The sequence below is a fragment of the Affinundibacterium baiyunense genome (assembly GCF_018139645.1).
In the GTDB taxonomy this organism is placed as follows: Bacteria; Pseudomonadota; Gammaproteobacteria; order Burkholderiales; family Burkholderiaceae_D; genus Undibacterium; species Undibacterium baiyunense.
This window is the reverse complement of the sequence record NZ_JAGSPM010000003.1, coordinates 294,727-317,926: the sequence shown is the minus strand read 5'-3', so window position 1 is coordinate 317,926 and position 23,200 is coordinate 294,727. Positions and strand designations below refer to the sequence as shown.

16 protein-coding genes and 4 tRNA genes are annotated in these 23,200 nt (G+C 44.1%); 5 read left to right on the top strand and 15 right to left on the bottom strand.

Annotation, left to right across the window (positions count from 1 at the left end):
• Positions 1–66: 66 nt before the first annotated feature.
• From KDM92_RS07015 to KDM92_RS06995, 5 genes are all read right to left on the bottom strand, one after another.
• Positions 67–543 (bottom strand): GNAT family N-acetyltransferase, encoded by a 477-nt coding sequence (locus KDM92_RS07015; RefSeq protein ID WP_212683668.1) that lies wholly within the window; start codon positions 541–543, stop codon positions 67–69.
• Positions 544–558: 15 nt separating this feature from the next.
• Positions 559–2,619, bottom strand: a complete 2,061-nt coding sequence (metG, locus tag KDM92_RS07010; protein ID WP_212683667.1) for a methionine--tRNA ligase — start codon at positions 2,617–2,619, stop codon at positions 559–561.
• Positions 2,620–2,849: 230 nt separating this feature from the next.
• Positions 2,850–5,435: a spermine/spermidine synthase domain-containing protein gene (locus KDM92_RS07005; protein ID WP_212683666.1), complete on the bottom strand. Its 2,586-nt coding sequence runs from the start codon at positions 5,433–5,435 to the stop codon at positions 2,850–2,852.
• A gap of 126 nt (positions 5,436–5,561) precedes the next feature.
• Positions 5,562–7,160 carry a sulfatase-like hydrolase/transferase gene (locus KDM92_RS07000; protein ID WP_212683665.1) on the bottom strand — a complete coding sequence of 533 codons (1,599 nt, stop codon included), beginning with the start codon at positions 7,158–7,160 and terminating at the stop codon, positions 5,562–5,564.
• Positions 7,161–7,241: 81 nt separating this feature from the next.
• The gene (locus KDM92_RS06995; protein ID WP_212683788.1) at positions 7,242–7,679 is read right to left on the bottom strand and encodes a pilin; all 438 of its coding nucleotides are present in this window, start codon (positions 7,677–7,679) and stop codon (positions 7,242–7,244) included.
• Positions 7,680–7,973: 294 nt separating this feature from the next.
• On the opposite strand from KDM92_RS06995, the gene apbC reads away from it, so the two are divergent.
• Both apbC and ribD read left to right on the top strand, forming a co-directional pair.
• A complete protein-coding gene (apbC, locus tag KDM92_RS06990) occupies positions 7,974–9,086 on the top strand; it encodes an iron-sulfur cluster carrier protein ApbC (RefSeq protein ID WP_212683664.1) in 1,113 nt (370 codons plus the stop codon).
• Positions 9,086–10,225: a bifunctional diaminohydroxyphosphoribosylaminopyrimidine deaminase/5-amino-6-(5-phosphoribosylamino)uracil reductase RibD gene (gene ribD / locus KDM92_RS06985; protein ID WP_230408211.1), complete on the top strand. Its 1,140-nt coding sequence runs from the start codon at positions 9,086–9,088 to the stop codon at positions 10,223–10,225. The genes apbC and ribD overlap by 1 nt, the downstream gene beginning before the upstream one ends.
• 209 nt (positions 10,226–10,434) lie before the next feature.
• On the opposite strand, the gene KDM92_RS06980 is transcribed toward ribD, so the two are convergent.
• From KDM92_RS06980 to KDM92_RS06970, 3 genes are all read right to left on the bottom strand, one after another.
• Positions 10,435–10,511: transfer RNA gene (locus KDM92_RS06980), tRNA-Pro, on the bottom strand.
• Between the two features lie 86 nt (positions 10,512–10,597).
• Positions 10,598–10,674, bottom strand: a tRNA-Pro gene (locus tag KDM92_RS06975).
• Positions 10,675–10,896: 222 nt separating this feature from the next.
• Entirely contained in the window at positions 10,897–11,793 is an 897-nt protein-coding gene (locus tag KDM92_RS06970; protein ID WP_212683786.1) for a pseudouridine synthase, read from the bottom strand.
• A 242-nt stretch (positions 11,794–12,035) separates the two neighbouring features.
• Between KDM92_RS06970 and gltX the strand changes: the two genes are divergently transcribed.
• The 3 genes from gltX (at position 12,036) to KDM92_RS06955 (ending at position 13,888) form a co-directional block, all read left to right on the top strand.
• A complete protein-coding gene (gene gltX / locus KDM92_RS06965; RefSeq protein WP_212683663.1) occupies positions 12,036–13,454 on the top strand; it encodes a glutamate--tRNA ligase in 1,419 nt (472 codons plus the stop codon).
• 112 nt (positions 13,455–13,566) lie between these two features.
• Positions 13,567–13,642, top strand: a tRNA-Ala gene (locus tag KDM92_RS06960).
• Positions 13,643–13,812: 170 nt separating this feature from the next.
• Positions 13,813–13,888: transfer RNA gene (locus tag KDM92_RS06955), tRNA-Glu, on the top strand.
• A 215-nt stretch (positions 13,889–14,103) separates the two neighbouring features.
• On the opposite strand, the gene KDM92_RS06950 is transcribed toward KDM92_RS06955, so the two are convergent.
• From KDM92_RS06950 to nosZ, 7 genes are all read right to left on the bottom strand, one after another.
• On the bottom strand, positions 14,104–14,736 hold the full coding sequence (locus KDM92_RS06950) for a nitrous oxide reductase accessory protein NosL (RefSeq protein ID WP_329603135.1): 633 nt from the start codon (positions 14,734–14,736) through the stop codon (positions 14,104–14,106).
• 15 nt (positions 14,737–14,751) lie between these two features.
• The gene (locus tag KDM92_RS06945; RefSeq protein WP_212683661.1) at positions 14,752–15,285 is read right to left on the bottom strand and encodes a nitrous oxide reductase accessory protein NosL; all 534 of its coding nucleotides are present in this window, start codon (positions 15,283–15,285) and stop codon (positions 14,752–14,754) included.
• Positions 15,282–16,097, bottom strand: a complete 816-nt coding sequence (locus KDM92_RS06940; RefSeq protein WP_189345896.1) for an ABC transporter permease — start codon at positions 16,095–16,097, stop codon at positions 15,282–15,284. The genes KDM92_RS06945 and KDM92_RS06940 overlap by 4 nt, the downstream gene beginning before the upstream one ends.
• 19 nt (positions 16,098–16,116) lie before the next feature.
• Positions 16,117–17,064 carry an ABC transporter ATP-binding protein gene (locus KDM92_RS06935; RefSeq protein ID WP_212683660.1) on the bottom strand — a complete coding sequence of 316 codons (948 nt, stop codon included), beginning with the start codon at positions 17,062–17,064 and terminating at the stop codon, positions 16,117–16,119.
• Entirely contained in the window at positions 17,039–18,307 is a 1,269-nt protein-coding gene (locus KDM92_RS06930) for a nitrous oxide reductase family maturation protein NosD (RefSeq protein ID WP_212683659.1), read from the bottom strand. The genes KDM92_RS06935 and KDM92_RS06930 overlap by 26 nt, the downstream gene beginning before the upstream one ends.
• Before the next feature lie 13 nt (positions 18,308–18,320).
• Positions 18,321–20,963, bottom strand: coding sequence for a NosR/NirI family protein (locus KDM92_RS06925; protein WP_212683658.1), 2,643 nt, complete (start codon positions 20,961–20,963; stop codon positions 18,321–18,323).
• Between the two features lie 95 nt (positions 20,964–21,058).
• A complete protein-coding gene (nosZ, locus tag KDM92_RS06920; RefSeq protein ID WP_212683785.1) occupies positions 21,059–22,972 on the bottom strand; it encodes a TAT-dependent nitrous-oxide reductase in 1,914 nt (637 codons plus the stop codon).
• Between the last annotated feature and the right edge of the window lie 228 nt (positions 22,973–23,200).

The following is a 23,200-nucleotide window of genomic DNA, read 5'->3' as shown; positions in this document are numbered from 1 at the left end:
ACAAACAAAGACACGGGCACAAACACGAGCGCCGATCAAACTGGGATATATGCGGCTAATCGATTGCTAGCGCAGAAAACGGCGCATGACATGCGGCATTGGTTCATTGGGATTGGCGTGCGCATATTCGAGTTCGGGAGCTAACTCAAATTCGTAAGCGGTATATAAATCAACCAGCCGCGGTTGGTCGGTACGTACACCTAAACGCAATTCTTCTACGCCAGAGGTTTGTGCTTGATGAATGACCGCTTCGAGCAAATGTTGAGAGAGTGCTTCACCCCGGAAGGCTGGGAGTATGCCCATACGGCGCATTTCCCAAGTATTAGTTTCACCATCGACGGGTAACCAACGCACAGAACCTGCTGGTTCTTCATCCACTAATAAAATAAAGCCGCCACCTAAGCTGAGTTCTTCAGCGACTCTTTCGCTGCTTTCGGTATGACCAGATGAGGTAGCAGCAACTTTACCCGCCCAGCACGCTCGGGTCAGATGCGCCAACAACGGCGCATCTTCGGTATTGGCTTCGCGTATAACGATGTCCATTGTGCGTTTGAAGAATTAACGGACACGCATACCCGGTTGCGCACCAGGCCATGCCTCCAAGATGTACAGACCAGGATTGGCTTTTTCATCCGCCGCAGATGCCGCTAAAACCATGCCTTCTGACATACCAAATTTCATTTTACGTGGTGCCAAATTGGCCACCATGACGGTGAACTTGCCGATTAACTGTTCAGGTTGGTAAGCAGACTTAATTCCTGAGAATACATTCCTTGTTTTACCTTCCCCCACATCTAAAGTCAGACGTAGGAGTTTGTCAGAGCCTTCTACATGTTCACAGTTGACGATCTTTGCAATACGTAAATCCACTTTAGAGAAATCATCGATTTTGATCTCCTCAGCCAAGGGTTCAATGCTTGTGTTTGATTCGCCTGTTTCTTCAGTTGAGACAGTACTAGTTGCCATTGGCGCATCAAACAACTGATCAAAAATCTTGATATCAACACGCTGCATTAAATGCACATAAGGATTGATCGTATGTTGATCTGGCAATGGCGTGTTTACACTTGCCCAATTCAGTGGAGCTATATTTAATTGCGCTTCGACTTGACTTGCTAAGTGTGGCAATACAGGTTTTAAGAATATCGTCAGTATGCGGAAAGCTTCTAACAAGCGGCTGCATACTTCTTGTAATTTAGCATCGTTCTCAGGCAGCTTCGCCAATTCCCATGGCTTGTTCGCATCAACATAGGCGTTAATAATATCGGCTTGTTCCATCACCGCACGTAAGGCTTTGCCAAATTCACGCGCTTCATACAATGCTTGGATGTCGCCAGATACATTGCGTAAATTTTGGACGAAAGCGTCATCAGAAGTCGCCCACGCGGTGTTAACGACGCCGTTAAAACGCTTAGTAATGAAACCAGCAGCACGACTTGCGATGTTGATGTACTTGCCAATCAAATCAGAATTCACACGCGCAACGAAATCATCTGGATTCATATCCAAATCTTCGACCTTGGAATTGAGTTTGGCAGCAAAGTAGTAACGCAGCCATTCTGGATTCATGCCGATATCGAGATAGCGCAATGGCGAAATGCCTGTGCCACGAGATTTGGACATCTTTTCGCCAGAGACAGTGACAAAGCCATGTGCATACACATTATCTGGTGTTTTGTAGCCAGAGAATTTCAACATCGCAGGCCAGAACAAAGTATGGAAATAGGTAATGTCCTTACCAATAAAATGAATTTGCTCCGTGCTTGGGTCAGCCATGAAGGCATCAAAATCGCGGCCAGTTTTGTTGAAGTAATTTTTTAATGAAGCTAAATAGCCAACCGGTGCATCGAGCCAAACATAGAAATATTTACCTGGTTGATCAGGGATTTCAATCCCAAAATACGGCGCGTCACGACTGATGTCCCAGTCGCCCAAACCGCCTTCACCTTCCAACCATTCTTTACATTTATTCGCAACTTCAGATTGCAAGCGATTATCTTGCAAAGCCCAACCGCGTAAAAACTCGACGCATTTTTCATCAGATAATTTGAAGAAGAAATGCTCGGAGGATTTCATTACTGGCGTCGCACCAGTCAACACAGAATACGGGTTCTTTAATTCAGTTGGCGCATAGACAGCCGAACACACTTCACACGAATCGCCATACTGATCTTTTGCGCCGCATTTGGGACATTCACCTTTGATATAGCGATCTGGTAAGAACATGTTTTTGACTGGGTCATAAAACTGTTCAATGGTTTTGCTAGTGATAAAACCTGCAGCTTTTAGCTTACGATAGATGTCTTGCGACAATGCATGATTTTCCGCACCATCAGTTGAGTGCCAGTTATCGAATGCGATATGAAAGCCATCAAGGTACTGTTTACGACCAGCAGCAATTTGACCCACAAATTCTTGAGGCGTGATGCCCGCTTTTTCAGCAGCAATCATAATCGGCGCACCATGCGCATCGTCAGCACAAACGAAGTTCACTTCATGCCCAGACATTCGCTGATGACGAACCCAAATATCAGCCTGGATATACTCCATGATGTGACCGAGGTGGAAAGGGGCGTTAGCGTAGGGAAGGGCAGTGGTGACGAACAGCTTGCGAGTCATGATGGGTTTTTGCTTTATTTGAGGAATAAAGCAGCTATTTTAACAGTGAATGCGGTCTTTAGCGATGCAGAGACAGTGTCATTAAACGCATAGTGCTATTGCGGAAGCGGGAAAACAGATATTGCAAGCCGATAGATATGTGCGGATGAATACCACATTCGACCTTATGTTTCATCACTCAAGTTGCAAACTATATTGAGCGACTTAAGTGATGAAAACTTAGAACTAGTCTAGTACAACTTAAACTCCACCGCCATATTGTCATCCGTTATTAATTGTAGTTTTTTGTCCAGTTTTATAGTCTGCTGCACGTCTGGTAATTTTGTATTCGCCAATTTAATAAAGACATCTTTGTACATTGGATTCGAATCAAAAAAAGATATGTTCGTTGAATCCTTAAAACGTTTTAGATTCTCTAATTTTTCAGAGACAGACATATTAAATGGCGTATCGCTAGCGGCAACAAAATTTGCATATGTTGTCACATATTTGAAGACATGAGCCGCTGTCAAAACTACATCTTTTGAACCTGTTGTATTGTAATAAACAACACCGCCGGGCTTGAGATGTCGTTTGCAAATCTCCAGAAATTCTTTAGATAAGAGATTTGTTCCATTACTTCTCCAATGAAACGTGGTGTTCATAAGAATAAAATCGAATTTCTCATCTGGATTGTTACGTAGCCAACGACGCCCATCGTCAAAGTAAAGTTTCACCTTTGAGTTTGTCAAGACATCGCCAATCTGTGGATATTTAGCCACCACTTGTGGATACCCTTTGTTGATCTCGACGATACTCAAACTTTCTAATAAATCATACTGAGTGAGAACTTTGGCCCAAGAGCCAGAGCTAAGCCCTATTTCCAATACTTTTTTCGGGGAACGGTGGAGTGTCGGGATCAAATACGCACGATCTATATTGTTTTCATTTGTCGAGAGGTCGGTATTGAAGCCACCATCGTAGATGCCTCCACCATAAATAATGTCAGTTTTTGCTTCTTTTACTGTGATAATTCCAGCTCTGTTTTGTAATGTATATTTGAATGGTTCATTGCTCCACTCCCCAAATTGGATGCGCTCCAAGTGACCTTGATATAAAGAGCTGTGTAGCACACTAAAGATACCAATCACGCCTAAGCTTAAACCTGCCACTTTAAGCTTGTAAGTTTTTTCTTTGGGGATGAAATAAAGTAGAACAAGTAAAAATGTGAAAGTGAGAGCTGATAATAACAAAACGTTACTCTCGAAATCTAAGTACTCTAATAAAATAAATCCCGTTATCAATGGACCGAAGGTGGCTCCAATAATGTTCGCAAAGTATAGCCACGACATCGCCATTGAGGATGTCTTTTTCTGTTCATTGACCCCGATGTGGATCAACATCGGTAACATTCCTCCTAAATAGTATGCTGTAATCGCTGTTAGTATATAAGCCAGTAGGGGGCCAGTAGTTTTACTTATTAACGCACTAATCGCTGCCACACTTGGTGTTGCTAAATAAAAAGCTAAGCTCGCAAATATTAGCCCCCGAACCATCCATTCATAAGGGTCTTCGTTAGATTCGCATATTTTCTTTGTTTTCAGGGACCCCAGCGCAATTCCAATTAGAAAGGCTGTCAACAGCATACCAAAAACCTGCGGACGTCCAGCTGAGGAGAATCCTATTAGTCGATACCACAGAATTTCTTGGCTTAATGAAATATAGCCTATGAAAATGAGACTAAGAAAGACAAAAAAGTAAGGTAGTTCTCGTGCTGGTGTGTTTACTAAATTTTTGTAATCATTCGTGGTGTTTTTAGAGATAGGTGCCGGGCGCAGGAATTTACTGGCGTGTAGAATTAAAGCAGCAGTGGTTAAATTACACACAGCGGCAATCAAGATAGTACTTGCTTGTCCTAAAAAAACAAATAAAACCTCAACTGTGAAGTAAGCAGCAATTGCAGATCCTATGGTATTGAAGGCATATAAAAGACCGACAGTTTTTCCTAAGTTATTAAAGTATCCTTGAAGGAATGCGACTAATATAGGTAGCGTTGCTCCCATCAACAAAGTAGGGATTGCTAATATTAGGTAAGTCCAACCGATCAAATGTATCGTCGAACTTCCTACGACTTGGGCTCCTATAAATTCAATAAGCGGCAAACTAATTAAGCCAAATAGTCCAATGAAAACTTCGAGTCCGATAAAAATTATTAGTAAATGATTAGAGAATTTTCTCTGCAGGAAGCCGCCAACCAGTGCACCGACACCAAGGCCAAACATAAAAACCGACACAATAACTGTGACTGATTCTGTGTTAATGCCAAACGTCGCAAAAAGGACGCGTTGCCAAACTACTTGATAAATCAGTGCTGAAAAGCCAGATATCAAAAATAAGATTGCAATATAACGCTCGGAACCAAGTAATTCTTTGCGTTTCTCTGCCCCCATAGAGTTGAGGAATATCCCACTCTGCGTCGCAATAAGTACGGTTATGGTGAGAAGTGTTAATGCCCAGCTTGGGCGCCAATTCGTCAGAAATTGATTGGGAACCAGAAGAATTAACCAACTCAATAGTTCTAGTTTAAGAAAATGCGATTGCTCTGTGTCGGATAGTAGCTTCGCGATAATTTTTTCGTGAACAAATTGTTGCCATAAACGTAGTGCAAATGGAAGAAAAATTAATAGAGCTAGTCCTTCATTGACCTGACTACGTTGTGGATCAAACGCATCTTTTAAATTCGATGAGTCGCCGATGATATAGAGCAAGCCATATATAGCTCCGGCGAGAAATGGCAAGTATGTAATTAGTCGCTTTGTAACCATTGGTGATTCCATTTAATTTAGATAAATTCTATTAACATTGTATTCGAATGCATGATTGATTCTGCAGATATGTTGTTTGGAGGGCGCTATGTTTTTGAATGAAGTTGAACAAATAATTTGATTCATTTATCTTATTCGTTACGGGAGTAATTCTGAGCAGAGAATGCCTCGATAATGTTCACCAGGATTTCTAGCTCCCCAGGTTCGAGGCTTAATTGTTTTTTTTATTGTGCCAGGCATCCCAATTAAAATTAACCATGCTTGAGCAAGATCTTGGTGTGCTATCAAATCATCACCTCTATGCAAATTAACTAAAAGTTTCTGCTTACCACTCTCCTTGAAGGCTTTGTTCCATAAAACTAATGCGGGAACTGTAGTGTCAAATTTCCCGCTACTTGGTAAAGCATGAAATTTCTTTCCGGTCTTATCTGAAGGCAGATTTTCAGCGTGGTCGCTGGTGAAAAAAACAAATGCGGGGTCGTTTATGTCATCGATTAATTGTGCTAGTTCAATGAGAACTTTGTTACCATACTCGACCGCTTGCCCATAATGCCATTCGAGTAAATTCGATTCAGATAAATTACTTGGTGTTGAGTCAAAGCCATGATTTGGATAGCGCTCTTCATAATTAAAGTGTTGCCCATATAAATGAATAATCGATGCTCTCGGCCCATGTGGATTTCTCTTTAAAAAGTCACCTAGTACTCCTACAGGAATTTCATCAAAAGCAGGTTTTCCCATGCTCGTGGTGCGCTGTATGAGGTTGTGTCCCGATTCTGGCAGTACCCACATTTCATGGTTACTGATGTAGGCGGTTCTCGCGCCTGCCGCTTTCGCTATAGCCAATATCGTAGGATGTCGATTTATCCCACTAACATCATCGATATCCGCCCCAGTAAGTAGTCTAGGAATCGCATCAGCGGTGGAGCTACCACCAGAACATGCGTTGTTGAGACGTACGCCAAGTCCATCGTCAAGTCGTTGTTGTAGCTTAGCTGACCATGGCCCACGATTTATCTGAATAAATGTGTCAGCTCGACTTGAGTCGCCAACCGCAAAAATTGCAACGCCATTGTTCATGTCAAAGAATTTATTTGCATTCTTTGCGTCTCTAACGTCTGGATTGTTTTTACTAATTCTTCCAGCATTATCGATTGCAGAAGTAACGATAGACTTGCCCAATTCAATTTGACTAAGCCATGGTATGGAAATCTTTACTTCTGGTGGCGCTAATCTCATTGGTAGTTCGTAGCCTAAGCCATCCATGTTGGCTATCAAAAATGGTAAAAGCGCAATTAAAAAGACAAAATTCCATTTTGGTGATTCTTTTGGGCAGCGGAAGAGAATGAAGTAGCTAGACAGAAAAGTGAAAGCAACGGTAAGTAGAGAAACGAAAACGAATGTCCAATTAGACAGTGCCAAACCGATAGCGCTTTGCAATTCTTCAAATGGGCCATTATGTGCTGCTTCGAAAGCTGCATTTGATGGACCATACCCAGTTAGTGCTACGCTCCCAATCCAAGCTGTAGTGAATGGAGCACTTAAAAAAATCAAGAGCAGTGACGGACGCAATAATTTAGATGGCATGCTGGCCGCGAGAGTTGCGCAGATAATGCTCCAAAATAAAATAGGTATTGGTTTTGTAATGACGTAGTCGTTCATCGCCCAAACTAGCATTGGCATGAGAGAAGTTATAAAGAAAACCAATCGTATTTTATTGTTAGAGGCGATTGCCATACTTGTGATGGGTGATATTAATTAAAAATCAAAATAAAAAAGCCCACCGAAGTGGGCTTTGCAATGTTCGCTAACCTAATATCAGCAAATTGATGGTGAAACAGTTTTGCATGTACCTGTTGCGACCCAAGAAACTTTACCGTCAGTGATGGTAGGGGTCAAGATGTAGGTCTCGCCAGACAAGCCGTTTGTAGCAACAGCTGTCGCTGTGATAATACCACTAGCAGCAGTAGTCAATGAAGCTAAGAAACCAGACGCAGCAGCGATATTTGCTGGAATGCCATGAGCGCCTGCTACACAAGCAGCGGCCAAGGCACCATTTGCAGTAGTTTGATCTTGACCACAAATTTCAACAGCGATCTTAGCACCATTTGTTGCCAAAACAACTTCAGAGAATTTCGCCTTCTTTGTATAGTTTTGATACGCTGGCAATGCAACTGCTGCCAAGATACCGATAATTGCAACAACGATCATCAATTCGATCAATGTAAAACCTTGTTGTACGCGTGTGGACTTCATATTCATTACTCCCTCAATTAAAAATAAAAAAATTTGGTGTTACCGCTTGCTACGACCTTTCTTATGCAAATGCTGTGCCAAGTTGTAAAACGCAGTTTTGAGCTCGATTAAATAAATTTTCAATAATTTTTTCGGTTTCAATTGACGAATTTTGTCAGTTTCGAATCTTATGCGACAAAAAATTGTCAGTTTCAACGTAATTTTATGGTGCTCAAAACACGACTTCGTGACATGGTTATCTAAAGGTCCGTGACTGATTTACGTTAGACTTGCGGAAATTGAACGGAGAAACGTATGTCTGCAATAAATCAAGATCCAAAAAATCAACAAGTTGAGCAAATTAAAACGCTCTTATCGTCAGTAATTGATCCCAATACTAATAAAGATTTTATTTCAAGCAAATCGATTAAAAATATACAGATACAGACAGGTATTGTAAGTTTGGATGTGGAGCTTGCTTATCCTGCTAAGAGTCAATTTGCTTTGATTTCAAATTTAATCGAGAAGGCGCTTGCTGGGGTATCGGGTGTTGAACGTGTTGATGTGAAAGTGACTAGCAAGATAGTTGCGCATACAGTGCAGCGTGGTATTAAGTTGATGCCGAATGTAAAAAATATTATTGCGGTCGCATCGGGTAAAGGCGGTGTTGGTAAATCAACTACGGCGGTGAATTTGGCGTTAGCGTTAGCGGCAGAAGGTGCTGCGGTAGGTTTATTGGATGCCGATATTTATGGCCCATCACAACCGATGATGATGGGAATTGCTGGGCGGCCGGAGTCTGCGGACGGTAAGACGATGGAACCATTGGAAAACTATGGTGTGCAAGTATCGTCAATAGGTTTCATGATCGATCCGGATTCCCCTATGGTTTGGCGCGGCCCTATGGTGACGCAAGCTTTGCAGCAATTATTAGAATTAACGAATTGGCGTGATCTGGATTATTTGATCGTCGATATGCCTCCAGGAACTGGTGATATTCAATTAACCTTGTCGCAAAAAGTGCCGGTGACTGGCGCAGTGATTGTAACGACACCGCAAGATATCGCATTGTTAGATGCGCGCAAGGGATTGAAGATGTTTGAAAAGGTCGGTATTCCTATTCTTGGTATTGTGGAAAATATGAGTACCCACGTTTGCTCAAATTGCGGGCATGCTGAAGCGATCTTCGGTGCTGGTGGTGGTGAAAAAATGTGTGGTGAGTACGGCGTGGAATTTTTGGGTGGATTGCCTTTAACCATGGCGATTCGTGAGCAGGCGGATTCTGGAAAGCCGACAGTAGTAGCCGACCCAGACGGAAAAATCGCAGCAATTTATAAAGAAATCGCTCGCAAAGTCGCCGTGAGAGTGGCCGATAAGGCGAAAGATATGAGCAGTAAATTCCCCACTATTACAGTACAGAACAACTAATGCAATTTTCAGCACAAGATCACGCATATATGCGCTTGGCACTTGAGCTAGCCTCGCGTGCCACGATGGCGACTTCACCCAATCCAAAAGTGGGTTGTGTGTTGGTGAAAGACGGGGTGATTCTGGGTCAGGGGTGGACGCAGCCGGTCGGGCAAGCGCATGCTGAGGTGATGGCGTTGCGCGATGCCGCCGCGCAGGGACATAAGGTATTTGGCGCAACGGCTTATGTAACTTTGGAGCCATGTAGTCACTTTGGTCGTACGCCACCATGTGCGAATGCGCTAATTGATGCGGGATTGGTGCGCGTGGTTGCGGCAATTGAAGATGCGAATCCGCAAGTTGCTGGGCGTGGATTTGCGATGTTGCGAGATGCTGGGATTAGCGTCGAACATGGCTTGTTTGCGTTAGAAGCACGTGAGATGAATATTGGTTTCTTCAAGCGCATGGAAACAGGTCGACCATGGGTGCGTTTGAAGATGGCAGCAAGCTTGGACGGATTCACTGCACTGCCTAATGGGCAAAGTCAATGGATCACAGATGGTGCTGCGCGAGAAGACGGACATCGATGGCGAGCGCGGGCTGATGCGATATTAACTGGTATTGGTACGGTATTGGCTGATGATCCGCAATTGAGTATTCGATTGCCAGAGGTTGACTCTGTGCAGTCACATCAACCACGTAAAGTCATCGTCGATTCGCAACTTCGCACGCCTGTTGCGGCTAAGATTTTTCGAACGGGTAGTACAACAATTTATCACGCTGTCAGCGACGAGGCGCGAGAGGCTGCGTTAAAAGCAGTTGGTGCGCAATTGCATTGCATGCCAGAAAACAAGCTAGAAAATACTTCGGATACTCGTTCAGATAAAAAGGTGCAGGTCGATTTGACCGCATTAATTACTGCACTAGGAAGCGAACAAGTGAATGAATTGCATGTCGAAGCCGGTGCGAAATTAAGTGGTGCTTTGATTCAGGCTGGATGTGTCGATGAGTTATTGTTGTACATGGCGCCCAAGTTGATGGGGCAGGGGGCAAGCATGTTTGCTCTGCCAGAACTGCAAAGCTTGGATGAGGTGCGATCATTGCGCATACATCAAGTGACTCAAGTTGGCGAAGCAATTCGAATCTTGGCGCGGCTTTAATTTAATTTGAATAGTTTGAATAATTTGAAGTTTTTTTGTGAGTTTATCTCGCGAAATTTTCGCTCTGCAATTCAATAACTATTCAATTCGGCACTATTAAAGCAAATGAATATGCAAGTTGATTTAAAGCGCTGCGACTAAAAAGATTAAGAGCTAGTAATCGTATAGAAACAAAAAAGCCTAATTGATTGCTCAATTAGGCTTCATTTTGGTCGGAGTACAAGGATTCGAACCTTGGACCCCCTGGTCCCAAACCAGGTGCGCTACCGGGCTGCGCTACACTCCGAAAACTGTGCGTTATTTAAGTAGCTTAAATAACTAAATTTGGTGAAACTAAAAAGGATCGTCGATTTCTCAACGATCCTTTAAATTTGGTCGGAGTACAAGGATTCGAACCTTGGACCCCCTGGTCCCAAACCAGGTGCGCTACCGGGCTGCGCTACACTCCGAGAAGCGAGATAATACTGCGGGCAGCAAATCTTGTCAACCGCCTTGCTAGTATTTTGATCAATATCAAAATCGATGTGACTTAGGCAAAACTGCGGTGATGCTTATTTGCTTGTGCTTGAATAAGTTAATAATTTAAGCGATGGCAAGCATGCTTTTTAGGTGTTTTTGCGCGCCTCCGATTCGGGTTGTTTTGTCTATGCGCCCATCGTCAATCTGCTCGATTACAGACTTTGCCTACTATGAAATTCTCTTTTTGATTTATCTAAGGGGTCGATAAAAGCAATCGATTTTGCTAGTAGCTTTAATGGTTTTGTATAGTCGTCGCTACCGATTGGCAGTGCTTTTGGATAGAATAAGTCATTCAGGATAGGTGCGCCTAAACTAGCCATGTGTAGGCGTAGCTGATGCCTTTTTCCGGTGTAAGGTTGTAGCTCGTATAGATCAATGTCGTCTCGATGTTCTAGTACGTTTATTAAGGTTTCGCTATTTACTACGCCATTTACTTCATGCATTTTGAAGAAGTGATCGCTTTCTTCGATGCGACTTTGTTTGAGGTAAGGAAAAGTCAGTTGTGGTAAGTGTGGCGCAAGTGCGTGATATGTTTTCGCAATTTGCCGCGTTTGAAATAGGCTTTGATAGGTACCACGACTTTCAATCTGTTTTGAAAATAAGATGACTCCCGCAGTTTCTCTATCCAGTCGATGTAAAGGCGTTAAATGATCAATATTAGTTCGTTGTTTTAGGCGAACTAACAAGGTTTCTCGCAGATATTGTCCGCCGGGTATAACAGCCAAAAAATGTGGCTTATCGACGACTAATAAATGTGCATCTTCAAATAAGATCGTTTCTTGAAATGGAATGGTCGGTTCATTCTCGACTTCGCGATAATAAAAGATACACATGCCACGTTGAACAGGGCTGTGCGGATGGAGGTAATTTCCGTTTGCATCACAAACTTCCAGTTTTGCCATCCGACTGCGCCAAACATCGGCACTAACAGCGGGGAATTGCTGAGTAAGAAAAGCCAAGGCATTTTGCCATTGGCCTTCGGGAAGCCAAATGTAGCTTGAACTGATACCATTTTTCGTTGGTAGTGGGGCTGGGGATGATGGAGTAATTCCGCGCACGGTCAATTTGAAAAATTAAAAATAACAGACAACAAAAAACACGGATACTACCATTTCAAGCTTACTCGCAACGCTCTGCGGGTTCGTAATCTCGGCTCCTTGAGTATCTTCTAAGACGCTAAGACGGTAAAATACGTCTTTTACTTTTTTACGCGACCCTTTGGTTGAATAGTAGTGATTAAATTGCATAATTTAATCGTGCAATTATTTAATTTAAAATTCGCTTTGCATCGATGACAGCTTCTCATTTACCTACTCCTTTCGCGCCAGTGCGTACGCGCTTTGCGCCAAGCCCTACCGGTTATCTGCATGTTGGCGGTGCTCGCACTGCTTTATTTAGCTGGGCATTTGCACGTCACTTCGGCGGCACTTTTGTGTTGCGGATTGAAGATACTGATTTAGAACGCTCGACGCCAGAGGCGGTGCAAGCGATTTTAGATGGTATGAATTGGTTGAATTTGCAGCACGACGAAGGTCCGTACTATCAAATGAAGCGTATGGATCGTTATCGTGAAGTCTTGGCAAAAATGTTATCTGAAGGAACGGCGTACTATTGTTATTGCTCCACCGACGAAGTTGAAGCAATGCGTGAGCGTCAACGTGCTGTCGGTGAAAAGCCTCGATACGATGGAACTTGGCGTCCAGAGCCAGGCAAAACTTTGCCAGCGATTCCTGCTGATCGTAAACCTGTTATTCGTTTCAAAAATCCTTTGGATGGCGAAGTGAGTTGGAATGATGTGGTTAAAGGCACGATTACTATTGCTAACCGCGAGTTGGATGATTTGGTGATCGCCCGCCCTGATGGGACACCGACTTATAATTTCTGTGTCGCTGTTGATGATAGCGATATGCAGATCACGCATGTGATTCGTGGCGACGATCATGTAAATAATACGCCGCGTCAAATTAATATTTTGAATGCATTGGGAGCACCACTACCATTTTATGGTCACGTGCCTATGATTCTAGGAACCGATGGTCAAAAACTCTCGAAGCGTCGTGATGCTGTGAGTGTGATGGATTATCTGGATAAGGGATTCTTGCCAGAAGCTTTGTTGAATTATCTTGCACGTCTAGGATGGAGTCATGGTGATGACGAAGTCTTTAGTATGGAACAAATGATTAGTTGGTTTGATTTAACGCACTTGTCTAGTTCCGCTGCGCAATTCAATCCAGAGAAGTTGGCATGGTTGAATAATCATTATATTAAAGCTGCTGATAATCAACGTTTAGCAGACTTGATCCGTGCTGATATGGAAAAATTGGACGCACAATTTGACGGTGCACCAGCGTTGGCATCGGTGATTGCTTTATTAAAAGAGCGTACCAACACCACAGTAGAATTGGCGCAAGCCGCAATGCTGTTTTATCGTCAACCAATGCCCGATCCAGCACTAGTCACACAACATATTACGGATGCGATTAAGTCAGCGCTGCAAGAATTTGCGCAAGCATGCGCAACGGTAGAATGGACCAAGGCAGCCATTTCAGCATTGATGAAAGAGGTGTTAGCGAAGCATAGCTTGAAGATGCCACAACTGGCGATGCCATTGCGTTTGCTTTTGACAGGGCAATTACAAACACCATCGATTGACGCGGTGATTGAATTATTTGGTCGTGATGTTGTGTTGACGCGTTTGGCGAAAGCATAAATAAGAAAGTTTAAATACATCGGTTCAAAGCGCGCTCGCGACATTGTCCCGCCGAGCTTTGCGCTTTACAAGCAAACTTAAAACTTGCTATACTCGCGCTTCTGTTTTGTGCGGGGGTATAGCTCAGTTGGTAGAGCGCTTGCATGGCATGCAAGAGGTCAGCGGTTCGATTCCGCTTACCTCCACCACGATCAGATAAGTAATTTTTATTCGGCAAAATAATTTCAGATTTTTTAGAAAATAGCTTGCCAAAATAAAGAAACGACGTATATAATCTTGGTCTTACTTGATCGCAAACGCAAACAGCGAAACGATAAAAGTAAAAGCAGTATTAGGTCAGTATCAAGGACAGATTTCTGTCCCCATCGTCTAGAGGCCTAGGACACCACCCTTTCACGGTGGGTACGGGGGTTCGAATCCCCCTGGGGACGCCAGATAAAGCCGCTAAGTTGAAAAACTTAGCGGCTTTTTTTATTTCCAAAGACGAAATCTATACCTAAGTGTTAAGCAAACTGAATTACCTAACGGTGACGCGACCCATGGTGCATATCTAGGTGCTTATATATTAATTTATTGAATTAGTTGGTAGCTAGATAAAGTCATCACCAAGAGCAAGACTAGATTCTCAGTGCACACCGAATGACACAGCTTAAGGCGAATGACTTGATGTTGACTGCGTGTGCTGATGTCGACGCGAGTTACTTAAGCTTAAAAGCAATTGAGGTTCAATTTGTTGAGCGCGTAATAGGGTTCCGCCGCGCGTTTGGATGAATTTTTTTGCGATTTCTTTATCAGCGAACGCCACAAAGTTACCTGCACGCATAGGGCCTTTGGCATTTGATCCAGATACGAAGATGGCGTCTTCTATTTTGATCCATCGTCCTGAACTTGAGTCGGTGACGAAGCTAACGGCGATATCGCTGACATGTCGCGCCGCATTGTATTTCTCAGGCGCTTGCAGATAAATGAATAAGCTTAATGGCGAATCAAAAAAATGCGTGTCGCCATTTTTGAAAATAACTTGACCAGCCCAATCAAGACTCTTAGATGGATACATGCCGCACACTGGACAACGTGCGTCGGCGGGCACTTTACGCGGAGCATAAAGTTCGATCCCCCAATTGGGGTCAAACGAAGTTGCTGGTGCAACAATGCAAATATCGTCTGTGTTGAGGATTTGCGTATCGCTTTGCGCTGCTTTATTTGCTGAAATAGAAAATAAAAATAAGGCACTGATGAGGCTTGCACTAATCAGCCAGGTCGCAATTTTTTTAGAAGACACGTGGGCTCGCATGGTTTACATTTTTGTATCGTGCAGCGCGCCGCCACTGAGATCGACCATCTCAGGTTTGATATCTGCGTAGCGCATCAGTTTTCCATTCCATTGCGCTATAAATTTTTGCGCGTCCGCTTCTAGAGAAAAACTCGCAATCGTCGGTCCCATCGAGCCATGCCGTTTGCTACCCAACACGTAGTAAGCGGTGTTGACGGGAATCCAATTGCCTCGTGGTTGATCCCAATCGGCTTTTCCCATGTCTTGCACAAAGGCTGCTGCCACTGCTTGGACTTGTTCAGGTGAAAGTAAGGTGTTCAATAACTCAACCGTATCGCAAAAGAATCGCGGTGTTGGATTCCCCACGTAGAACACTTGCGCTTTAGGGCCGGGATAGTCGGCCAACAGCATTCCATCAAGATCACAGGTGGTACGTGGATCGATTTCTACGGGAACAATCGATGTATTGCTCGTAGATGGTTTGCAAGCAATTAAGCTGCCACCCATCATAGAAAATAAAAAAGAGCGAACGATGAAACTTCTACGATGCTGATTCATGAGCGAAATCTCCAACGTGCCAGTACCAGTGGCACAAGTATCCAAGCAAACATAACGGAACCCATCAGCCAAGGTTTGGCGAGGGCGGGTGGAACGATGCTGCTTAAGCCATATAGCGTACGCACATCGTCCATTGAAAATACATTTAAGATGCGGAATACATCCGTCGGATTGAGTAACAAGAGATAAGCGAAAATGTCACCGCCATAGTTACCACCGGTTCCGACTAAGGCGCCGAGTAATAGAAGATCGAAAATCAAAACAAAAAAGAACCAGAGCGCAATTGCTAGTCCAGATGCGCGGGTACGTTCACGCGCAATCACCGACATCAATATCGCTAAGCTTAAGAAAGCGAGACCGAGCAAAATAGAACTCAAGATAAAACCAAGATAGTGAAATAAACCCGCCCAATTAAATTGTTGATACAGCAGCACCGCAACCAGTGAAAAACCAGCGACGGTAGATAAGCTTAATGCTGCCGCTAAGCCTAGATATTTGCCGAGCAAGAGTTCCATACGCGTGATTGGATATGACAGTAATAAGTCAAGTGAACCACGCTCGCGCTCACCCACAACGGCATCAAAGCCAAGTAATAAGGCGATTAGGGGAATCAGGTAAATCACTAAGCTAACCAAACTCGTAATCGTTACCTCAATCGACTTTAATCCTATTTGCCCCTGCTGCGCACCGCCAAGATAAGTAATGACGAGTGAAAATACGGTGAACACTAAGGCCACCGCTAACACCCAACGATTGCGGATGCGATCACGAAACTCTTTTGTCGCAAGATGCAAAATTTGGTTTAGTTCCATAACACTAAGTCCATTCGAATTAATCAGAAAAACCAAAAAATACGTCTTCTAAAGATGGCTCTTGCACTTGAATATCGATCAGTTTTTTACCGAGCGAGTGAAGTGCAGTTAGTACTTCCATCTTGTGATGACGGCTGCAGCGCAGGACTAAGCCTTCGTTGGTGACAGTGTGGCTTACTTCTGTTAGGTGGAGCAGTGCAGCCTGTGCTGCAGCTAGGTCTTGAGCAGCCAATTGCAATGTGATCGTCAGCGGCATATGCATTTGTTGACGTAATTGCGAGACGCTTCCGACCGCTTGAATTTTGCCAGCAGACATAATCGCCAATCGATCCACTCGCTCTTGTAACTCCGCCAAAATATGAGAGGTGATAATGATCGTTACGCCGTCATCGCGCAGGCTGCGTAGTATCGAATAGAAATCACGAATCGCTTGTGGGTCTAGACCATTGGTTGGCTCATCTAAAAAAAGTACATTGGGCTGACCGAGTAAGGCTTGCGCAAATCCTAGACGTTGGCGCATCCCTTTTGAATATTCTCTTAGTGGGCGATGATGGGCATGGGTTAAACCGACTTTTTCTAAAATAGGCGCACATTCAGCCAAGTCTGCACCTTTTAGTTTGGCAAAAAACTTTAAGGTTTCGATCCCACTTAAATTATCGTAAAGAACCACGTTTTCAGGTAAGTAACCCAGTTTGCGTCGAGTTTGACGAAACGCCGCACCAGTGACCGCACTGCCATTAATTAAGATGTTACCGGCACTGGGTTCTACTAGTCCTAACATCATTTTGAACAAGGTACTTTTTCCAGCACCGTTGTGGCCGATCAAGCCAAATATCTCACCGTGTTCCACCGCCAAATCAACCCCATCGACAGCATGTAAAGCGCCATAGTGCTTGCTAACACCTAGCACTTCTATCGCATGATTTTTGATGTGAGCCAATTTATTGGCCGGGATAGTGCTTGCCATTCCATCGTCTCCATTGTTTGTTGCTAGGGTGCATACGTGGCTTAGGGTCGATCACGCTAGGGACACGCAGCACGGGAAATTGTTGTGAAACCAAACGTAATGCTTGCACCGCTGGACTTGCTAGCAATAGCTGAGTGCTTGGATAGCGCCAACTTAAACGATCGACCATATCGTTTGCCTCATAGGCAAGGTCGCCAACGCCGTCGGCATTTCTATCCCAGCCTAAGTAATTACTCCAGTAATTACCGCTTTCAGCGCCCCAAGTTTCATTCTTCGCGCCGACGTAACGAATTTGTTCACGGTTACTTATGAAGTCGTTGCCCTCAACTTGATTACGCGTAGAGCCTGCAGAAAGATGGACGCCGACACGATTATCTACCACCAGATTATTTTTAATATTGACGTATTCCACATCGTAAATAAAAAATCCACGGCTATTCCCAGCGATAACATTGTTTTCAATCAGAGAATCTTGCATGGTACGTAACATGATGCCGTGATCAGAGTTTCCCCATGTTCGGTTATTACGCACAATTTGATCGCGTACTTCCATCAAGGCGAGGCCGCCGCGATTGAAGTAGCTATCGTTGTCTTCCCATAGGTTGTAATACGAATTCATATAATGACTGCCGTAGCGACTATGGTGCAATTTGTTACCGCGAAAAATCGCGTGATGGGACACATCAACGTACAAGGCATCGCGCACAAAACTAATGTTGTTACCGATGATGCGCGCGCCTTTGGTATTGTAGAGTTGGATGCCATTGCCGCGTTGTGATGAATTGTATTCACGCTTGCCGGTGATCAGATTGTTTTCAATCAGCACGTCATTTGCTTTTTCTATCCAAAGGCCAAAAAGATTGTAGGTAATATCGCAGTTTTTTACGATGCTGCGATGTGATCCTGGGTAGATATAGATGCCAGCATTTTGGTCTTTTAAACTATCGCCAGAATCACGCACGATTAAGCCATCGATCACTACGTCTGGAGAGACGATTCGAATCGTATCGCCATGATTGCCGCCGCGAATGGTGGGACGATGTATGCCTTTGAGCGTCAATTTTTTATCGATAATCAAATTTTCTTGATATTGACCGCGCGTGATTTCTATCGTGTCGCCGGCTTGCGCTTTTACAATCGCTTGCTGTATGGATTCGCCTGGTTTGACGGATACCGTAGCCGCGCCAGCCAGCATGGGTAGCGCGATTGTCCACAATATCAATAGACGTTTTATCTCATTCATTATGCGATTTAGATTATGCAACTAAGAGCCCCAAGGTTTTTAGCGATAAGAATAATGCAGCACCGATGAGTAAGTTTTTAAAACTAACATAACTGATCATGTCCATCACACTAGCGTAGCGATATTGGTCGCGCCACCATGGTCCATCTTTGACATAGCGTTTTCCTGACAGGCGAATCAATACTTCATACACACTCCAGCCAAACCACCACGCGATGATCGCTGCTGATGAAAGTTGACCAAAGGCGGTTAATACCCATGCAACACTGGCAGCAATCGCCAAGCCGATACCTGTAATTTGCAAACCGCGTTGCGATGACCAAGCGCTCGCACTCCATGGCCATAAATGATCAATGATTTCTAAAATAATCCAGCGTAATCCAGTCGCCTTTATTTTGTGTGCTAACTGAACTGGGTCGGATGGCATGCGTGGATCTAGGCCAGTTTTGACAGCTTCTGAAGCGGCTGTTGCAGGTATTGGATAAATCGGGATGAAGTAACCATCTTTACCAATTGCTTTAATTTCTAAGCCTTCACGTTCACGTCGCTTGCGTTCTTTTGATAAAGGTGGGCAAGCTTTTGCATCGGTATAAAGAACCATACAGTCAAGGCAGTGCAAACATTCGCGGTGATCAATGCGACCTGCTTTGTCAATCGCTAAGGAACCACAACCAACAGCACAAGCTTTGCAGCTATTGCAATCTTGCTTGCGCTTTAAACCAAACCATCTAAATGTACTTGGCATCGCTAAAGCAGCGCCCAATGGACAAATGTATTTGCAATATGGTCTTTCGATAATTAAAGAGATGCCAAGTATGACGCACACGAACAAGCCATAGGGCCAAGCTCGATTACTGATTCCAACTAAGAAGGTGGTTTTGAAAGGCTCAATCTCAGCCAATTTTTCAGCCAAACCCATTGAAAACATTGATACCGTTAACAGACAGAAGAAAATGACATATTTGATCCACTTAAGTTTGTCATGCAAGGCTTGCGGTAGATGCGTTTGGAAGCGTTTCAGCCCGATTTTTTCACCGACTTTGTAGATGGCTTCTGACAGCGAACCAAATGGGCACATCCAGCCGCAGAATAAACCGCGACCAAATAAAAATACCGTGACAATGATAAAGATCCAAAATACAAAGATAAATGGATCAGTCAAAAACAGTGACCAAGTCCATTGGAATAATAAGGAATGGAACCAGGTCAGCACTTGCGTGATCGAAGGCTGTGCCATCACGCCAAATCCAACAAAGCTAATACTCAATAGCCATGCACTGTATTTGAAGATATTGACTGGCCATTTATTTTTGTGATTCGACATGCGAGTGAGTTTTTCGCGGAATGCGTATGCAATCGTCACCATGATCAGTAACAAGCCAAACAACGTAATCTCGACAGCGCGTGATTTCCAAATGCGTACGTGTGGAGCAGCCGCCTCTTCAACTACGGGTCGACCACCTTGCAAGAGTTCGCTTGCTAGCCAGTATTTGGCATCGAAACTAGTGAAGCTGCGAGTACCAGTGGCGCGATCGACGCGATTACCGAGAAAGCTCAGTTTCCACGGATAGGCGCTTGAAAAAGCTTGTGAACGAATAATGAAAATAGCAGATTCGTTATAGCTCGGCGCACCATCTGCAACGATGCCATACAGATTGAGATAGTCGAGGTCACGAAAAGTGTAAGAGTCGCTATCTTGTTTGACTTGAATTCGGTCATACATACCGCCGCGCACAAAGCCTGAGCCTTTAAACGATTCTATGCCGTCAGTACGAATAATAAAGATGGCGTGCTCATTAGCTTGGAGTTGTGAGCGTAAGTTTTTAAAACTATTTTCACCTAATAAACTGATACCTACATCGGGATGATTTAGATCACCGAACCAGAGTTCAATAAAAGGGACAGTATTTTTTTCTAATCCTACTTGTTCTGGTTTCACTAATAGACGTTGCACACTGCCTTGTTTTACTAAGTCCGTCCAAGACATGCGTTTGCCAGTGATTGCAAATTGTGCCGGCGCGCGCACTGTTGGTGCAACAATGCCGGTTTGCTTGGCTACGGCCATTGCCGATGTCATCATTACTTGGTTTTGTACAATGACCGTCACCGTGGCACCAGAAATAGCATCCACACCAAGCACGCCTTCATCAGGGCGTGATTGACCCACTTCTATTTTATCGGTGGCAAATTTGCCGAGATATTGTTTGTTGAAATTGAGTAAGGCAGATTCAGGAATGCCGAGTAACAGAATCGGTTCAGAATGTTTCAAAACTTTGATACCGACGAAACGTCCTTTTAAGTCCATCCCCATTAAGGTCACAACGGGTTTGCCAGAATAAGCGGGGATGTCGGTAATATCAGTCGATAGCATGACGTAGCCAAGCAGATTCTTTTTGCCTGCAATCGGGTCACCATAAGCTTCAACATAGGGTGGGTTACCTAGTCGATCTGAGAAACTTTTAGCCCCCGGAAATACCTCGGTGCAAGCGACTAAGGCGCACATGTTCTTTGCTGTTTTAAGTTCAGCTGGTAATGCGGCTTCATACGCGCTCGTGCGCGCATCTGCGCGAGGGGAGGCGAAGTTAAGTAGTATCAGAAAAAATGCGACCAGGTAGAGAACTACACTGGCCGCCAAGTTTTTACGCATCAAAGACATTTTTATTCCTACTTGAGTTAAACAGCTTGCGATGTTTAACTTGAATGGTGGCGCCCAGAAAATTCCCAGACGCCACCGGAGCTACAACTACCGGGTTAGGCTTCCACGATCATGCGAGTGCGCATTTCTAAATGCAGAGCGTGGCAGAAGTGAGTGCAATAACACCAGTACACGCCTGGATTGCCGGCGATGAAGGTGACAGAGGCAGTTTCTTGTGGATTGACGATAAAGTTGACGTTGTGATTAGGAATCGCAAAGCCGTGGGTTAAGTCTTCAATCTTGTCTAGATTAGTCAAAATCAAAGTGACTTCATCACCTTTCTTAACAGTGAATTCACGCAGACTAAATGCCGGCGCTTGAGAAGTCATTTTCACGGTCACTTTTTTGCCATTACGTACCACGCCAGATTCTTTTGGATCTTTGATCGCGTTCGGGAAATCATTCAAATCATAGACTTGTTTTGGACGAACCAAATCACGTTTGAAAATAATGAAATCATGTGGCTCACCGCGTACAGGATGATCTGCCATCAAGACCATTTTGTCGCCAGAAATGTCAATCATTTGTTCATTTTCTGGATGCAAAGGACCGACAGGCAAGAAGCGATCTTTCGAGAATTTACAACCAACCGCCAAATACTTACCATCAGCAGCTTTGGTTTCAGATTGTGATGCATTCAAGTGACCAGGTTGATATTGCACATCGAGGCGATCAACCACATATTTTGCATTCTTATCACCGGCATGGAATTTAATTGCGGCTTCCACATTCCATTTCACCACTTGGCTGTCGAGGAAGAGTGTTGTGTAAGCATTGCCGCGACCATCAAACGCGGTGTGCAATGGGCCTAAGCCGAGTTCAACTTCAGCGACGATTGCGGCGTCTAATTTTTCTGATTTGCCATCGAACCAATCCAATACTTTAGACAAGTCAATTACGGTACCAGTAGGTGACAGTTTGCCAGCGCAAATGAAATATTTGCCGTCGGGACTTGCGTTAACGCCATGCGGATTCTTTGGCACAGAGACATACGCAGTGAGTGCGGTTTTTGGATCTTTATTCGCTTCGCGTGTACCGTCAACGACAGGCACTTTTGAATCACCGATGGTTTTGAATTTGCCCGCTTTTACAGCAGCTTCGATACGTGCCACGTTGTAGAACAAGCAGGCATCACGTTCGGCGGACATCATGTCTTCATAATGCGCGCCCATTTCGGTGTTGTATTGATTCGTCGCAGCTAATTTTCCGTCGTAAGAGGTAGCTACCAAATCGCAATTACCATCGATCAGCACTTGCCAGCGAACTTCCATGGTTTCTGCGTCAACGCAACTAAACATGGAACGATATTTACTACTATCTTCGCTACCCGTATTTGGCATAGGGATTGCAAATTCACCGCCACAGAATACGCGTGTTGTGTAATTGATTTTTTCATCAACTGGATCGCGTTTATCAGGGAAGATGCCGTGAAAGCCTTGTACGTTAGGCAGTTGGGTGATCTTGTCGCAAACGAAGTAATCAAGACGAATACGTGCGATACGGCTATTGATCTTATCGTTGATCCAAGCGTAACGACCATCGTAGTTACCGTCTTTGTAGGAAGCATGGGTATGGTGCGAATCTGCAACTGTATATTTCAAACTGCCATCCGCTTTGGTGCCCATGATTTTCTTAGATTCATTGGTCACACCCCAGCCGACTAAGGCATCGGGAACAAAGCAAGGAATGCGATGAATTTCGCGGCCAGAAGGTAAACCTAAGACACGCATGTCGCCAGTATGACCACCGCTCCACAAACCATAATAAGTATCAAGCTCACCAGGTTTCAAATGCGATGCACTACTCGCTGCATGTCCAGCTGCGCTAGCAGAGGAGGCGCTGGCGGCTGCACTACCTGGTTTTTCATTACATGCAACCAGCGTACCTAAGCTAGCAATCGCAGCGGTATTGAGAAATTTGCGGCGTCCTAAAGCAGGTGTTGCGACTTCTTTGGTTTTGTCTTGACTCATGATGTGGTCCTTATTGGCTGGTTTAATCCGAATCAACAATTCAGATTCGATGGCCATGGTTAATAAACATAACAACTGGCAGCGATAGTGCGTCATCGATAAAAAAAATAAATTGACGCGAGTCAAGAAAGAAAAAAATTGGAATGCTTTATGCGGACGATTTGCGTTTGCGCAAGCTTTGGTATGCGACACTAATAAAGTCGATTATTTTTGTATGTGTCTGCGTTA